Annotated in this window: 13 protein-coding genes; 5 read left to right on the plus strand and 8 right to left on the minus strand. The window is 58.9% G+C overall.

Annotated elements, in window-relative coordinates:
* Positions 1-12: 12 nt before the first annotated feature.
* The 5 genes from fucK (at position 13) to fdhF (ending at position 8,602) form a co-directional block, all read left to right on the plus strand.
* The gene (gene fucK, locus MRK42_RS14375) at positions 13-1,461 is read left to right on the plus strand and encodes an L-fuculokinase (RefSeq protein WP_338610671.1); all 1,449 of its coding nucleotides are present in this window, start codon (positions 13-15) and stop codon (positions 1,459-1,461) included.
* The gene (locus MRK42_RS14380; RefSeq protein WP_052445754.1) at positions 1,458-2,300 is read left to right on the plus strand and encodes a class II aldolase/adducin family protein; all 843 of its coding nucleotides are present in this window, start codon (positions 1,458-1,460) and stop codon (positions 2,298-2,300) included. Before fucK ends, MRK42_RS14380 begins: the two co-directional genes overlap by 4 nt.
* Before the next feature lie 10 nt (positions 2,301-2,310).
* Positions 2,311-2,736 carry an L-fucose mutarotase gene (gene fucU / locus MRK42_RS14385; protein ID WP_338610674.1) on the plus strand — a complete coding sequence of 142 codons (426 nt, stop codon included), beginning with the start codon at positions 2,311-2,313 and terminating at the stop codon, positions 2,734-2,736.
* A gap of 92 nt (positions 2,737-2,828) precedes the next feature.
* Positions 2,829-3,977, plus strand: coding sequence for an iron-containing alcohol dehydrogenase (locus MRK42_RS14390; protein ID WP_338610676.1), 1,149 nt, complete (start codon positions 2,829-2,831; stop codon positions 3,975-3,977).
* Between the two features lie 467 nt (positions 3,978-4,444).
* Positions 4,445-8,602: a formate dehydrogenase subunit alpha gene (fdhF, locus tag MRK42_RS14395; protein WP_338610678.1), complete on the plus strand. Its 4,158-nt coding sequence runs from the start codon at positions 4,445-4,447 to the stop codon at positions 8,600-8,602.
* Between the two features lie 212 nt (positions 8,603-8,814).
* On the opposite strand, the gene MRK42_RS14400 is transcribed toward fdhF, so the two are convergent.
* The 8 genes from MRK42_RS14400 to agaV form a co-directional block, all read right to left on the minus strand.
* Entirely contained in the window at positions 8,815-10,644 is a 1,830-nt protein-coding gene (locus MRK42_RS14400; protein WP_338610680.1) for a hypothetical protein, read from the minus strand.
* Between the two features lie 65 nt (positions 10,645-10,709).
* A complete protein-coding gene (locus MRK42_RS14405) occupies positions 10,710-11,441 on the minus strand; it encodes an SIS domain-containing protein (RefSeq protein ID WP_061475794.1) in 732 nt (243 codons plus the stop codon).
* A gap of 13 nt (positions 11,442-11,454) precedes the next feature.
* Positions 11,455-11,796 carry a hypothetical protein gene (locus MRK42_RS14410; protein ID WP_354688322.1) on the minus strand — a complete coding sequence of 114 codons (342 nt, stop codon included), beginning with the start codon at positions 11,794-11,796 and terminating at the stop codon, positions 11,455-11,457.
* Between the two features lie 112 nt (positions 11,797-11,908).
* Complete coding sequence (locus MRK42_RS14415) at positions 11,909-12,889, minus strand: IS5-like element IS5 family transposase (protein ID WP_279458731.1); 981 nt, start codon at positions 12,887-12,889, stop codon at positions 11,909-11,911.
* 41 nt (positions 12,890-12,930) lie between these two features.
* Complete coding sequence (locus tag MRK42_RS14420; RefSeq protein WP_354688323.1) at positions 12,931-13,383, minus strand: SIS domain-containing protein; 453 nt, start codon at positions 13,381-13,383, stop codon at positions 12,931-12,933.
* Between the two features lie 21 nt (positions 13,384-13,404).
* Positions 13,405-14,244, minus strand: a complete 840-nt coding sequence (locus tag MRK42_RS14425; RefSeq protein ID WP_052445756.1) for a PTS system mannose/fructose/sorbose family transporter subunit IID — start codon at positions 14,242-14,244, stop codon at positions 13,405-13,407.
* 1 nt (position 14,245) lies between these two features.
* Positions 14,246-15,025, minus strand: a complete 780-nt coding sequence (gene agaW / locus MRK42_RS14430) for a PTS N-acetylgalactosamine transporter subunit IIC (RefSeq protein WP_216991870.1) — start codon at positions 15,023-15,025, stop codon at positions 14,246-14,248.
* Positions 15,026-15,027: 2 nt separating this feature from the next.
* Positions 15,028-15,504 (minus strand): PTS N-acetylgalactosamine transporter subunit IIB, encoded by a 477-nt coding sequence (agaV, locus tag MRK42_RS14435; protein ID WP_026456121.1) that lies wholly within the window; start codon positions 15,502-15,504, stop codon positions 15,028-15,030.

Below are 15,504 nucleotides of genomic sequence, written 5' to 3' on the forward strand. Positions count from 1 at the left end.
TAAGGAGTTGTCATGAGGCAAGATGTTGTCATCGTGCTCGATTGTGGTGCCACCAATGTCCGGGCCATTGCCGTCAACACCGCAGGTGAAGTGGTGGCCAAGGCAGCCGTGGCCAATACAACCGAGCCTGCGCGGGAACATCCGGAGTGGCACCAGTGGTCACTGGAGGCGATCCTGGCACGCTTCACCCACTGCTGCCACGAGTTGCAACCGGCGCTGGCCGGGTGCGAGATCCGGGCCGTCACCGTCACCACCTTCGGCGTCGATGGTGCCCTGGTGGATGAACGGGGCGAGCTGCTCTACCCCATCATCAGCTGGAAGTGCCCGCGCACCGTGGCGGTGATGGAGCAGATCCGTCGTTATCTGGATCCCGAGCAGTTGCAGCGCCTCTCCGGGGTGGGCCAGTTTGGCTTCAATACCCTCTACAAGCTGATCTGGCTGCGCGAGCAGCACCCCGAGCTGGTCGAGCGCGCCCACGCCTGGCTCTTCATCTCGTCGCTCATCAATCACCGCCTGACCGGCAAGATGACGACCGACCGCACCATGGCCGGCACCAGCCAGCTGCTCAGTCTGCAGCAGGAGTGTTTCAGCCGCACCATCCTGGAAGCGGTCGACCTGCCCGAGCATCTCTTCCCGCCCATGGTGGCAGCGGGCGAAGTGATCGGTTCCTTGCTGCCCGACTTTGCCGAGCGGCTCGGCCTGCCTGCCGGCATCCCGGTGGTGAGCGCCGGCCATGACACCCAGTTCGCCCTGGCAGGCTCCGGTGCGGGCCCGGATCAACCGGTCCTTTCGTCTGGCACCTGGGAGATCCTGATGGTGCGCACCCCGCAGATAGACAGTGACGCCCTGGCCCGGGTGGCAGACTCGACCTGCGAGCTGGATGCCGACCGCGGCCAGTTCAATCCCGGCCTGCAGTGGCTCGCCTCCGGCGTGCTGGAGTGGGTGCGAACCCTCGGTTGGCCCGAGGGCGGTGATTACGAGGCGATGATCGATGAGGCGCGCGCCGTACCGGTCGGCTGTGACGGCGTGCGCATGGCACCCAATCTGCTGGCCAATGGCGTGGGGCATGGCCAGGGGGCCTTTACCGGCCTCTCCCTCTCGACCCGTCGCGGCCATCTCTATCGCGCCGCCCTGGAGGCGCTGGCCTTTCACCTCAAGGAGCAACTGACCCGGCTCGAGCAGATTGGCCACTTCCAGGCGCAGCAGTTGCTGGTGGTGGGCGGCGGCTCGCGCAATGCCCTGTGGAACCAGATCAAGGCCGATGTGCTGGGCTTGCCCGTGCTCGCCATCGACGAGGCGGAGACCACTGTGCTCGGCGCCGCCCTCTATGCCATGACAGGTGCCCGGCTGCACCCCACCCTGGCGGCTGCCCATGCCGCCCTCACCAGACGCTATACCCCTTTCCAGCCTTCGGCCGATGCCGGGGCTTACCAGACTCTCTACAAGGAATTGCACTCATGAACTGTGATATTCGTACTGCCGCAGACTGGACCATCAACCCGCCTCTCCCCGACTTCGTCTATCACTGGGAAGAGGGCAAGGACCCCGTCACCCCGGAGCAGGTACATGCCTTTTTCTACAGCGCCCCCATGGAGCAGCTCAAACAGCGCATCTGCGACATCGGGCGCCGCCTGTGGCAAAAAGAGTACGTGGATGGCAACGGCGGCAACATCTCGGTGCGCGTCGGTGACAACCTGGTGCTCTGCACCCCGACCCTCATCAGCAAAGGCTTCATGCGTCCCGAGGATCTCTGCCTGGTAGACATGGACGGGCGCCAGAAGGCCGGCATCCGCCCCTCCACCAGCGAGATCAAGACCCACCTCGCCATCATGCGGCGCAGCGGTGCCCGCTCCTGCGTGCACGCTCACCCGGCCCATGCCAACGCCTTCCTGATCACCGGCTCTGTGCCCCCCTCCGGCATCATGCCAGAGCCGGATATCTTCTTCGGCGAGGTAGGGCTGGCCGCCTATGCCACACCAGGGAGCCAGGAGAACGCCCACAACGTGGGAGAGGCCTCGGTCGATCACCAGTGCATCTTCATGGAGAACCACGGCGTCATCGTCTGGGGAGATCACGTGGAGGATGCCTACTGGAAGCTCGAGAACGTCGACGCCTACTGCCGCATCCTGCTGCTGGCCACCGAGCTGGAACGCCCCATCACCCGGGTCGATGCCGCCTCGATGCGCGACTTCATCCGCATTCGCCAGGCCCTCGGCATGCCCGATGCCCGCAGCGAACGCAGCGATGCCGAGCTCTTTAACGCGACCGAGTTTGCCGGCCGCCCGCTGCACACCCGCTAAGGAGAACCCCATGCTCAAGGGAATTTCACCCCTCATCAGCCCAGACCTGCTCAAGGTGATGGCCGAGATGGGCCACGGCGACGAGCTGATCCTTGCCGATGCCCACTTCCCGGCCCACCAGCTCGGCCAGCGGGTACTGAGGGCCGACGGCATCCCGGTCGATGCCCTGCTGGCTGCCATCAGCCCGCTGTTTGAACTCGACGCCTACGCCCCGCCCCTGGTGATGATGGCGGCGGTGGCGGGGGACGAGCTGGATCCGGCCGTGGAGCGGCGCTACCTGGCTGCCCTGGCCGGGCACAACCCGGGGGTCGACGTGACGCGCATCGATCGCTTCGCCTTCTATGAGCGGGCGAAGGAGGCCTACGCCATCCTGATCACCGGCGAGTGCGCCAAGTACGGCAACATCCTGCTTAAAAAAGGGGTCACCCCGAGTTGACCCTGATGCGGCGGGGCCTGGCCCCGCCCGAGTGTCCCGATGAACGGGCAGACCCGTTCATGGATACATTCGAAATGTTCAAGGAGACAATCATGAGCTTTATGCTGGCCATGCCCAGACTGAGTTTTCACGGCGCGGGCGCCATCGGTGACATGCTGGATCGGGTGGCGCAAGAGGGCTTCAAGCGGGCGCTGCTGGTGACCGATCGGGATCTGCTGCGCCTCGGGTTGCATCAACCTGTGGTGGAGGGGCTCACCGCCCGCGGGCTCGATCACTGCCTGTTTGGCGAGGTGATGCCCAACCCGACGGTGGCGATTGTCGAGGCAGGCCATCGCGCCTTCGTGCGCAGCGACAGTGACTGCATCATCGCCCTTGGCGGTGGCAGCGCCATCGACGCCGCCAAGGGGATCAGCATCCTCACCGCCAACCCGGGCCCCGTCACCGCCTACAGCGGGGTGGGCAAGGTGGCCAAACGCGGTGCCTTTCTCGCCGCCATCAACACCACCGCCGGCACTGCCGCCGAGGTGACCAGCAATGCGGTGATCACCGACACCGACCGCCAGGTGAAGGAGGTGATCATCGATCCCGCCATCCTGGTCGATATCGCGGTGGATGACCCGACCCTGATGCTCGGTATTCCACCGACAGTGACCGCTGCCACCGGCATGGATGCCCTGACCCACGCCATCGAAGCTTACGTGGCCAAAGGGGCCCATCCGCTTACCGATCACTCGGCGCTGGCGGCCATCGAGATCATCGGCCGCTGGCTGCCTCACGCGGTGGAACAGGGGCAGGATCTGCAGGGACGCGAGATGATGGCCTATGGCCAGTATCTCGCCGGCATGGCATTCAACAGTGCAGGGCTGGGTCTGGTACATGCGCTGGCGCACCAACCGGGGGCGACCCACGACCTGCCCCACGGGGTCTGCAACGCCATCCTGCTGCCCGTCATCTGCGACTACAACCGGCCGGTGTGCGTGAGCCGCTTTGCCGCCATCGCCCGCGCCCTCGGCGTGGACACCACCACCATGGACGAGGAACAGGCGAGCCAGGCCGCCATCGAGGCAATCCGTACCCTCTCGGCACGGGTGGGCATCCCCGCCGGTTTCTCGGCCCTTGGCATCACCGGCACCGACATCGACCGCTGGATTGACAAGGCGATGGCCGACCCCTGTGCCCCCGGCAATCCGCGCGCCGCAGATCCCGAACAGATCCGCGCACTCTATCTGGCGGCGCTCTAACCCTCTGTTGCAGACGGTCCCCCCCCCTGGCATCATGACGGCCGCGGTATCAGCCGCGGCCCTTTCATGTGGCAATATGGCACCATGGCAACCTTTTGTGCTGATGCCAGCCGCCCGGGCCATCCCTTCCTCATTGCAAAAACAGTTGTAGAAAAAGAGCCAGATGGCCCACACCCCATCTTTTCTGGCGTCATTCCTTGCTGGTAACCCTGTCGTTCACAAGCTGCAATGACTCACTAACATACTGCTATTAAAGGAATTATCTTTAACAGCTCGTCCGCTGACCCAGGCTCAGAGCCCGCTTTGAAAGCGTTTTCCCCTATGGCGCAATAACCTGTCCGAAATCAAATAAAGTTGTGGATGACCTTTGGTAATGTGGGGTTATATCCAGCGATTGTTCGATCGCTTCTCCTGCTGGCTCCGCCAGATGCAGCATTTTCTGCGCCTTGACCCGAGTTTATGACGCCATGCTCACTCTCACTCTCGATGGGGCTCAGCTGACGGTTGATCCGACCCTGACCCTGCTTCAGATAGCAAAACAGCACCATATCGACATCCCCTCCCTGTGCGGCGACAACGACCGTGCCCCCAAGACCCCGTGCGATCTCTGCGTGGTCGAGATCGCCGGTGTCGGCATCCGGCGCGCCTGCGAAATCCGCCCGAGCGAGGGGATGGTGGTCACCACCCAGTCGCAGGCCCTGAGGGATCACCGCCAGCAGGCGCTCGGCCACATCCTCTCGGATCACTACGCCGACTGCGAGGCCCCCTGCCAGCGAGCCTGCCCGGCCGGGGTGGATATCCAGTCCTATCTGCACCATATCGCCATGGGGGATCACGAGGCGGCCACCGCCGTCATCAAGCAGACACTGCCCATGCCGCTCTCCATCGGCCGGGTCTGTCCGGCCTTCTGCGAGGCCGAATGTCGCCGATCCCTGGTAGATGAGCCGCTGGCCATCCGTCAGCTCAAGCGCCATGCCGCCGATCTGGATCTCGCCGGGATGACCCCCTATCAGCCCCCGAAAAAGCCCGCCAAGGGCAAGCGGGTCGCCATCATCGGCAGCGGCCCGGGGGGGCTCACCTGCGGTTACTACCTGGGCTATGAGGGGTTCGCCGTGGATCTTTTCGAGGCGATGCCCGAGGCCGGTGGCTGGCTGCGTTACGGCATCCCCGAGTACCGGCTGCCCAAGGCGATCCTCGATCAGGAGATCGCATTGATGTGCGAGAGCGGCATGCGGATCCACACCAGTCAGCGCCTGGGGCAGGAGCTCAGCCTCTCGGCTCTGTGCCGTGACTACGACGCCGTCTGTCTGGCGGTCGGCGCTTCCCAGGCTGTGCCCATGGAGTACCCCGGCAGCACTCTCGAAGGCTGCTATCTCGGGGTCGATTACCTCAAGGATCGGATGCTGGAGCAGCGCCTCACCACCGGCAAACGGGTTGCGGTGATCGGTGGCGGCAATACCGCCATCGACTGCGCCCGTACCGCGGTGCGCCTCGGCGCCGAGACCACCCTCATCTATCGTCGCACCCGCGCCGAGATGCCCGCCGAGGCGTACGAGATTGACGAGGCAGAGCACGAAGGGGTGCGCTTCATGATGTTGACCAATCCGGTGGAGAACCTAGCCGATGAAGCGGGCCGCGTCTGTCAGGTGCGACTCGAGAAGATGGCCCTCGGCGAGCCGGATGCCTCCGGCCGCCGCCGCCCCGAGCCCACCGGCGAGTTCATCGTCGAGGAGTTTGATACCGTCATCGCCGCCGTCTCCCAGCGGCCGGATCTGAGCTTTATGGAAGGGGAGTCGCTGACCCTGCCCCTCACCCGCTGGAATACCCTGGACGCCCACCCCGAGACCATGCACAGCGGTCACGCCAATCTGTTTGCCATCGGCGATCTGCGCCGGGGGCCGGCGACCGCCATCGAGGCGGTCGCCGACGGGCGCAAGGCGGCGCTGGCCATCGACCACTTCCTGCACGGCACCATGGTTGATCCGGTACGCCCCTTCAACGCCAGCAAGGCCCCCTCCCTCAAGCAGGTGGACCCCGTCCAGTTCGCCCACTTGAAAAAGGTCGCCCGCGCCGTCATGCCCCATCTGGCCGAGCGCAGCGGCAGCTTTGCCGAGGTGGAGCAAGGCTTTAGCGATGCCGCGGCCCGGGCCGAGGCGGCCCGCTGCCTGGAGTGCGGCTGCCAGGCCAATACCGATTGCGCCCTGCGCGACTATGCCACCGAATACAAGGTCGACCAGAGCGCCCTCGATACCCATGACTGCCAGAAGTTTGCGGTGGACAGCAGCAGCGAATTCATCGTGTTCGATGCCAACCGCTGCATCGGCTGTGGCCAGTGCGTGCAGGCGTGCAACGAGCAGGCGGTACAAGGCATCCTGCAATTTGCCAGACAGGCCGATGGCACCCTCTCGACCCGGCCGCAGTTCGAGGCGGGACTGGCGATGGGGGACTCCCACTGCGTGCAGTGCGGCGCCTGTGTGCAGGTCTGCCCCACCGGCGCCATGGTGGATGCCCGCGACAAGTCCCAGGGGCGCACCGAGTTGCTCACCCCGGTCAACACCATCTGCACCTACTGCGGGGTTGGCTGCGGCGTCACCCTCTATGTGGATGAGGCGCGGCAGCGCATCCGCTATGTGGAGGGCAACCGCCACTCCCCGGTCAACCAGGGGCTGCTCTGCGTCAAGGGGCGCTTTGGCTTTGACTTCATCCAGAGCGAGGAGCGCCTCACCACGCCGCTCATCCGCAAGGATGGCCAGCTGGTGCCCGCCAACTGGCAGGAGGCGATCACCCTGGTGGCCGAGCGCTTTGGTGCCATCAAGGCAGAGCATGGCAGCGATGCGCTGGCGGGGTTCTCCTCGGCCAAGACCACCAACGAAGACAACTACCTGTTCCAGAAATTCATACGCCGGGAGCTTGCCACCAACAACGTGGATCACTGTGCCCGCCTGTGCCACGCCTCCACCGTCACCGGGCTGGAGGCCTCTCTCGGCAGCGGGGCCATGACCAACGACATCCCGAGCATCGATCACTCGGATCTCATCTTCATCATCGGCTCCGACACCTCGGCGGCCCACCCCATCATCGGCTCCCACATCAAGCGGGTGGTACGCGAGGGCAAGGCACGGCTGGTGGTCGCGGATCCCAAACGGATCGAGATGGCCGATCATGCCAGCCTCTACCTAGCCCACCGCCCCGGCACCGACGTGATGCTGCTCAACGGCATCATGCAGCAGATCATCCGGCACGACTGGCACGACAAGGGCTATATCGCCGAGCGGGTGGAAGGGTTTGAGGCGCTCAAGGCCGAGGTGCTCTCCCCTGCCTATGCCCCGGACAAGGTGGCCCTTATCACCGGCGTGCCCGCCGAGCAGGTGATTGAGCTCGCCCGCCTCATCGGCACCGCCGAGCGCACCGCCATCTACTACTCCATGGGGATCACCCAGCACACCACGGGCCACGACAACGTGCGGGCCATCGCCAACCTGCAGCTGCTGTGCGGCAACATCGGCATCGAGGGGGGCGGCATCAACCCGCTGCGGGGCCAGTCCAACGTGCAGGGAGCCTGCGACATGGGAGCCCTGCCCAATAACTTACCCGGCTATCAGAAGGTGGCTGACCCGGACGTGCACGCCCGCTTCGTGGCCGCCTGGCAAGCCCCCTGGCTGCCCGCCAAGCCCGGCCTCACCCTCACCGAGACCATAGATGCCGCCTGCGCCGGCACCATCAAGGGGCTCTATGTGATGGGGGAAAACCCGGTACTGAGCGATCCGGATCAGCATCACGTCATCGAGGGGCTCAAGCGCCTCGAATTCCTGGTGGTACAGGATATCTTCCTCTCGGAAACCGCCCAGCTCGCCGATGTGGTGCTCCCCTCCTGCTCCTTTGCCGAGAAGAGCGGCCACTTCACCAACACGGAGCGGCGGGTGCAGCGCCTCTCCCCCGCCATCAAGGCGCCGGGGCAGGCTCGGGAAGACTGGTGGATCATCCAGCAGCTCGCCAATGCCATGGGGGGCGACTGGCATTACCAGAATGTGGCCGAAATCACCGAGGAGATCTGCCGGGTGACGCCCCAGTACGCCGGCATCCACTGGGACAAGGTGGGTCAGACCGGGTTGCAGTGGCCCTGCCATGATCAGGCTCCCGAGGGGACTCGCCTGCTCCACGGCAAGCAGTTCACCCGGGGCAAGGGGGAGATGGTGGCCACGCCATTCCGCTATGCCGCCGAGCTGCCGGATGAAACCTATCCGATAGTGCTCACCACGGGACGCCTGCTGGAGCAGTTCCACACCGGCACCATGACCCGCAAGACCAGGGGGCTCGACAAGCTCGCCGGCCCCAGGGTGATGATGAGTGTGGCGGATGCCGAGCGCCTGGGCATTGGCAACAGCGAGCGGGTGAAGGTCACCAGCCGCCGCGGCCATATCGAGCTGCCTGCCTTCGTCACCAAGCGGATGCAGCCCGGAGTGGTATTCATCCCGTTCCACTTTGCCGAGGCGCCTGCCAACCGGCTCACCATCAATGCCACCGATCCCCACGCCAAGATCCCCGAGTTCAAGGTCGCGGCGGTGCGCATCGACAAGCTGGCCACCCCGGCCAACGCCCGGGAGGCTGAAGCCGAGATGGCCTGATGGCCTGCGGCAACCCCGGTTCGGCCCCCTATGTACGGCCCCATAGCAACAGAGCCACCCGACGGGTGGCTCTGTTCTTTTCAGCGCGGCTTATTTTTCTTATGTCTCTGCACCTTAAGTCCCTGTCCCTTCAGTCTCTCTTCCTCCAGCCTCTTCTCAAGGCGCTTTGACGAGGATCCGGGAGAACGTGCCAATGCCGCACGACCAAGGGATCATTGCAGTATCTGTGAGGAGGCCCTGTTTCTGTCCTTGCAAGTCGCCCCGGAACAATCCCAGGAACGGAAGGGCGACAATGTGGCCTGGCTATCCTGAGCCTGACTCGCATCGAGATTGAGCGTCAAGCCACTGAAGCGATTGACCAGGCGATAGCTGCCATCGCGGCGCTCACTGCCATCGTCACGGCTAATCACAGTCGGCACCTTGATCCACTGCGCGCTCAAGCACTCATCGGCGGTGGCATCCTGACAAGGATTATCAAGCAACCCGGCCTCGGCCCCCCACTTTCTCAAATCGTTGACCGCGCCGCTGCCGATCACCCCCAAATATCTTTTTTGCGCCGTATTCCCTGTTGGATAGGCCACCACATGATAATAACCATCCTGCCTATCCTGTAATCCCCAGGACATATCACCCTGGCCCGGTTCTTTTTCCACCGCCAGGTTGAACTTGTCATCTGCGGTCAATACCTCGCCGTCACGGTTTTTGAGCAGGGTATTTTCCAGTGTGGGCGCGCTCTCTTCCGGTGAACTCTGGAGGGTCACATCGATATATTCACCACCATATTTCTGGCACTCAACATAGCAATAGGTCCGGAAGGTTTTTCCCACGATGAAATTGGACCTTGTCTGAACCTGCGGATCCATCATGAAGCGATACCAGGAACGAGTGACATAGTTATCCAAAGTCAGCAACTTCTCCCACTTCTGGCTCGACAGGCTATCGGTCACGTAAAGCGCCAACGGCGCTTTGCCCTCATTTTTCGGCCCTGACGATGGCTCGGGGGTTGCCACATATTTTTTCAGATAACTATTCCACGCCACATTTATCACTCTTAATGGCGAATTGACCAGTTTGCCCTGCCCGGCCAGCTCGGATGCGGTGCCGCTCATGGTGGCAGGGTCATATTCGGGAGTGAAATACCCCTTGGGGGACAACTCCACTGACACTATATTGCTGGCGGCACCGGCATTACCAAGGGAATAGTCATTCGCAGAGAATGCTTCCCACTTTCCATCATGATATTTTCGCCACGTCTCTGGCGACATTTTCCCCGAGATCGGGGCCCTCATGACATGCTCCTGCATGAAGGAGCTGAACCCGGACCAGCCGGACAGATTCATGACCCGACTGGTATAGAAGAGATAAAAATAACCGGAGGCATAATCCACGAACAGACGAGGGTCGCCACCACCGTAATTGTAAGTTTGCCCCAGCGCTTCGTCTCGCGAATCCGCCATGCCATATTGGGAGGTCTGGATGACATCGGTGACGGCCCAATTCAATCCTTTATCCGTGGATTTGACCAACTCGATGGCATCATACCTGGGAGTCAGACCAAAAATTTCGTCATGCAGCAAGCCATACCAGTCCCCGCTATCCGGATCGACCCAGACATCCATCAAACCGCAGTAATTGATATAGTCATAGCCACTGCCACGAGGTTTTATACGCTTCATCAAGGGAGTATTGGTACATAACGGAACCGTGTTCTGTACCGTTGCCTGGTCGTAGATCTGTTTTATCTTTTCATAATCCCCCAGCTTGTCTTTTATATTGTCGCTTGCTCCCTGGTAGTTTTTTGCGCTGAAAAATCGCCAGGCATGATCGGCATTATTGGGATTGTATTTGTTATATTGCGAGAGGGTATCGTGATACAGGTATTTCCCGGCTTCATCAATAAATGAGAAACCCGGTGAATCATTGACCAGAAACACCTGCTCGGGAGACGTATGTTCAGCTGTCACCGCAGCCCAGACATATTGAAAGGAGAAACAACCGAGACCTATTATTCCACTTATCATAAATCGCGTGTGTTTTTTCATGGCAAACCTCATGTGACAATATAAATCGATGCTGCCGTAAAAATACCGGCAACATCGTCAATGATTTACATGCAGGTCACTCTGTTTTTATATTTATCCAGATTGACACGGTTCGTCTCGGCGGCCTCTGCGGCATTGACCGAGCGCCATAGCAGTGGTTTTTGATCCAGCCTGAGTATCTGTTTGACACATTCACAAACCAGGCTGTTCAGGATCGTAAAACCAATAATGGAAGAGATTGAACCGGTGGCAAAATCATGATGGGGAACGGGCACGATGGCATCTCCCGGCACACCGCCCATATCCAGCAGGTAATCGCACACGTCCGCCAGTTTTTTACCACTCTGATGCCGGGAGCTGACCGAACGGGTAAAGGCAAGAGACGTCAGCCCGATCACGGTCAAGCCTCGCTTCTTCCCTTCCATGGCAAACTCGACGGGCACAGGGTTACGGCCCGAAGTCGATACCACGATCAGAATGTCCCCCGCCCGCAACTCTTTTTCGGCATCCAGCACGACGGCGGCCAAGCCATGCTGCCGTTCGGCAAAGGTGCTCATGGGGGCATAAGGGGCTAATGCCAATACCGGTGGCAAAATCGCATTCACCTGCACGAGACCACCCGCACGGTAATACATCTCATGGGCAAACATCTGTGAATGGCCACAGCCGGTGACATGGATCATGCCATCCTGGATGATGGTCTGCGCCATCGCCTTGGCACACGCCTCTATTATTGCCTGCTGCTCCTTCACGACATCCATATGCTGCAGCAATCCGGCCACATATTTTTTGTACATAGTATTCCCTCCCTCACAGGCAGCTGACCCGTCCTTTCATGGACAAAATATGTTCTTTGTTTATCTCATCGCCCCTGTCGAGATTGGAACTCACCCACACGAGAGGGGTCAGGCCGGACTCGGCCAGATTGCATACTGTCTGCGTCACCAGCGCTTGGATGACGGTGAAACCGATCACGGACGAGACAGGGCAACATTTTTCAGACAAGCCCTCCAGCTCGATAACGGCATCTCCGTAAGGAATATGCAGATCGATCGTCACATCGGCGATATCGCTCAGGAAGAGACCGGAAGAGTGTTTCGGTGTTGTCTGCCTGCTAAGGAAAGTGCGAATAAGCAGGTCATTTCTTCCCAAGCTGGCTCGCTGATTAAAATTTCGCGGATCCGGGCCGATTGTTCTCCCGTAAACACCTCGAATTAGCCTATTTAGGCCGTTTTTTCGCCATTCCTGGCGTTATTTCCGGTTTTTAGTGAGATCTCTCCCACTGACGTATCATCTGGTCCACCCGAAACAGGTTGGCCAGGGTGAATAACATCGCCAGTTGGTTATCGTTTTTCTGTAGCCCCTTGTATCTGGCTTTCACGAAGCCGAACTGCCGCTTGATGATGCGAAACGGGTGCTCCACTTTGGCCCGGATGCGGGCTTTCATGTATTCGATGTTGATGGCCGTTTTGTTCTTGCGTGGATGCTGTTTCAAGGTTCTTACCTTGCCGGGGCGCTCGGCGATCAGCCAGTCCACATCCACCTCGGCCAGCTCCTCGCGCTGTGGCGCCCCTTGGTAGCCGGCATCGGCTGAGACAAATTGCTCCTCTCCATGCAGCAGATTACCCAGCTGATTGAGGTCATGCTCGTTGGCCGCGGTGGTGACTAGGCTGTGGGTCAGGCCACTCTTGGCATCGACACCAATGTGGGCCTTCATGCCAAAGTGCCACTGATTGCCTTTCTTGGTCTGATGCATCTCCGGATCGCGTTGCTGCTCTTTGTTCTTGGTCGAGCTGGGTGCCTCAATGATGGTGGCATCGACCAAGGTGCCTTGAGTCATCATGACGCCTGCTTCGGCCAGCCAGCGATTGATGGTCTTGAACAATTGGCGGGCCAGTTGATGCTGCTCCAGCAGGTGGCGGAAATTCATGATGGTGGTGCGGTCCGGCAAGGCGCTATCCAGGGATAACCGGGCAAACAGACGCATGGAGGCGATTTCGTACAGAGCATCTTCCATCGCGCCATCGCTCAGGTTGTACCAATGCTGCATGCAGTGAATGCGTAGCATGGTTTCCAGCGGATAAGGTCGCCGGCCATTACCAGCCTTGGGGTAAAACGGCTCGATGACTTCCACCATGTTTTGCCATGGCAGAATCTGCTCCATGCGGGACAAGAAAATCTCTTTTCTGGTCTGACGGCGCTTACTGCTGAATTCACTGTCGGCGAAGGTGAGTTGATGACTCATGATGGCCCTCGGAAATGCGGCTCCGGATGAACATTATGATCTCATATCACAGACTTGTTCGCACCTTCCCTAAATGCCAGTGACTGCAATGCAATCACTGGCAAGCCCCGTTTTTTGGCGGCCAATGCTATATCCACCACGGGGATGGTGCGGCCCGCTATCGACGCCAATATGATGCAGTCATTCGTCGAGACGCATTGATCCGCAAAAATAGTGGAACCGATCCCCTCCACCTCATATATGTGATCGGAATAAGCCTGGGTACGCGGCGCCGTCGCAAAAATATGGGGTAATAGCGGGTTGATGGGCACCAGACCGCCAGCCCGATAAAAAGTTTCCATGGCATAGATATGGCAATGACCGCCAGATACATGGATCACACCATCCTGTGCAACGGTGCGGGTCATCAGATTTGCTCCATGCAAAATATTATTTTCTTCACTATTCATCACCTGCTCGATGATGATTTTGCATTCCTCTAGATAGCTAATCATTATTCTCTTTCCCTCACTGGCTCAAAGTATTCCGGCGTAATGAAAAATGATCGAACCTGCGATCATGCCAAGCATGATTTTCACAGGCGACAAGCCACGCATAATCAACTGGTAACAGCAGGCGACGACAACGAGCGGCAATATATTGGGCATTATCTTGTCTAACAGTCCTTCCTGAAGACTCAACGCCGTCTCGCCCAGCGGGATCTTGACGTCCAGTTGAACCCGGACGAATGAGGCCGTCAGCGCCCCCACCACCATCAGGCCAAGAATGGTGGCACCGCGACTAAAGGCTTCACTCTGTTGTTTTAATGTGCTTAATGCATTGAGCCCCAATTTATAGCCATAATTGAAAAGAGGCACCCATATCGAGAATCTCACCATATTGAACAGCACCAGAAAAATAAGCGGTGCTATATAGACCTTATCCAGGGCCAATGATGCAGCGATGGAGGCCGTGATAGGCAGCATGGTCAACTGGCACATGGCATCACCAATACCGCCCAATGGCCCCATGGCGGCCACTTTGAAGGTTCGAATGGTTTCTATGGGTTGCTTGCCTTTTTCCATGGCCAAAATAACCCCTTGCATAAAACTAACCAGCCAGGGGGAAGTATTGAAAAATTCATTGTGCAACCGGAGTGACAATGAAAGATCATGTTTGTTTTTATGGATCCGCTGCAGTGCCGGCAACATGGCATAAAGAAATCCGGATGATTGCATGCGTTGATAATTGAATGAAGCCTGCACCCACAGCATCCGCAGCCAGGATTGCCGCATCAATTTTTTATCCAGCACGATTTCATTGCCCTGATCGAGATATTCATCATCGTTTTTTATTTCATTGGCTTGCTGTGACATGTCAAATTCCCTCATCCATCTGTTTATCCTCAACTCGGGTCATGCTTTGTTTGCGTTCGGCCTGGTTGAAATAATCGATAATAGCAACCGACAAACCGAGCAGCGCAATGGCAATCACCGGCAGTTCCAGGAAAGTGACGCAAATAAAACCGATGATGAAAAAAGGAATATATCTCTTTTCTTTCAACATCATTTTCAACAGCATGGCAAAACCGAGTGCAGGCATCATGGCACCGGCAATGCTTAATCCTTCGATAATACCCTTGGGAACCTGCTCGACGATCGTTTTGGCAACAACGTCCCCATAATAGGTTGGAATAAATGCGCAGATGAAGAAGGTAAAGAAATAGGCCGCCATTCCCAGATAATTTATTCGCTCGATCCCTTTTATATCGCACTCTGCGGCCATTTTATCGACCCTGGCCATCAAGGTCGCAAAGGTTGTGAATTGAATGACGGTCAACTGCTGCATCAAGATGGCAAAGGGTATAACCACCCCGACGACCGCACTGGAAGACAATCCTGACTGGATACCAAACACGACCCCGACCGCCGAGCCTATGGTGACATTGGGCGGCTGGGCACCGGCCAGCGGCACCAGCCCAAGCCAGGCCAATTCCAGCGTGGCGCCGATCTCGAGACCGGTTTTGAGATCGCCCATCAAGAGGCCGACCACGGACCCTGTAACAATGGGCCGCCCAATCATCAGTCCGGAACCATAGTAATCAAGGCCCGCCAAACCGCACCAGATGGCGATGGCCAATACAGTTATCATATCCATATCTACACCTTCACATATTGTCCAATATCGATTGGAGTGTCTGATGGATTACGCTGAATCGTGCAGGGGATCCCCAATTCAAGCAGCTCCCGAAATGCATGTTTGTCATCATCATCCAATGACACAGTGGCATGAACCTGCTCCTTTCCCTCCTTGTAGTGCATATTTCCTATATTGATTTTGGTAATGGGTACACCGCCTTTCACCAACGTCAATGCATCCTGAGGGGTACGCACCAGAATAAATATTTTCTGGTGACCGGCGGCCTTATGAATAACATCAATAGTTTTTTGCAAAGTAAAAAAACGGGTATCAAATTCACCTGCCGACATATTTGCCAGTGCTTGCTGTGCCGGATCATTGGCCACCGCATCATTGGCAAACAGAATTAAATTGCAGCCCGAGTGTGGCCCATGCCCCACGGTCACCTGGCCGTGCAATCCTCGTTCATCAATTCGGGTGTAGACAATATTTGGCAT

The sequence above is a fragment of the Aeromonas sp. 19NY04SH05-1 genome, assembly GCF_040581895.1.
GTDB lineage: Bacteria > Pseudomonadota > Gammaproteobacteria > Enterobacterales > Aeromonadaceae > Aeromonas > Aeromonas enteropelogenes.

Excerpts from the sequence above, each read along its gene's own strand:
- fucK (WP_338610671.1), top strand. The coding sequence starts at position 13 with ATGAGGCAAGATGTTGTCATCGTGCTCGATTGTGGTGCCACCAATGTC.
- MRK42_RS14380 (WP_052445754.1), top strand. The coding sequence starts at position 1,458 with ATGAACTGTGATATTCGTACTGCCGCAGACTGGACCATCAACCCGCCT.
- fucU (WP_338610674.1), top strand. The coding sequence starts at position 2,311 with ATGCTCAAGGGAATTTCACCCCTCATCAGCCCAGACCTGCTCAAGGTG.
- MRK42_RS14390 (WP_338610676.1), top strand. The coding sequence starts at position 2,829 with ATGAGCTTTATGCTGGCCATGCCCAGACTGAGTTTTCACGGCGCGGGC.
- fdhF (WP_338610678.1), top strand. The coding sequence starts at position 4,445 with ATGCTCACTCTCACTCTCGATGGGGCTCAGCTGACGGTTGATCCGACC.
- MRK42_RS14400 (WP_338610680.1), bottom strand. The coding sequence starts at position 10,644 with ATGAAAAAACACACGCGATTTATGATAAGTGGAATAATAGGTCTCGGT.
- MRK42_RS14405 (WP_061475794.1), bottom strand. The coding sequence starts at position 11,441 with ATGTACAAAAAATATGTGGCCGGATTGCTGCAGCATATGGATGTCGTG.
- MRK42_RS14415 (WP_279458731.1), bottom strand. The coding sequence starts at position 12,889 with ATGAGTCATCAACTCACCTTCGCCGACAGTGAATTCAGCAGTAAGCGC.
- MRK42_RS14420 (WP_354688323.1), bottom strand. The coding sequence starts at position 13,383 with ATGATTAGCTATCTAGAGGAATGCAAAATCATCATCGAGCAGGTGATG.
- MRK42_RS14425 (WP_052445756.1), bottom strand. The coding sequence starts at position 14,244 with ATGTCACAGCAAGCCAATGAAATAAAAAACGATGATGAATATCTCGAT.
- agaW (WP_216991870.1), bottom strand. The coding sequence starts at position 15,025 with ATGGATATGATAACTGTATTGGCCATCGCCATCTGGTGCGGTTTGGCG.
- agaV (WP_026456121.1), bottom strand. The coding sequence starts at position 15,504 with ATGCCAAATATTGTCTACACCCGAATTGATGAACGAGGATTGCACGGC.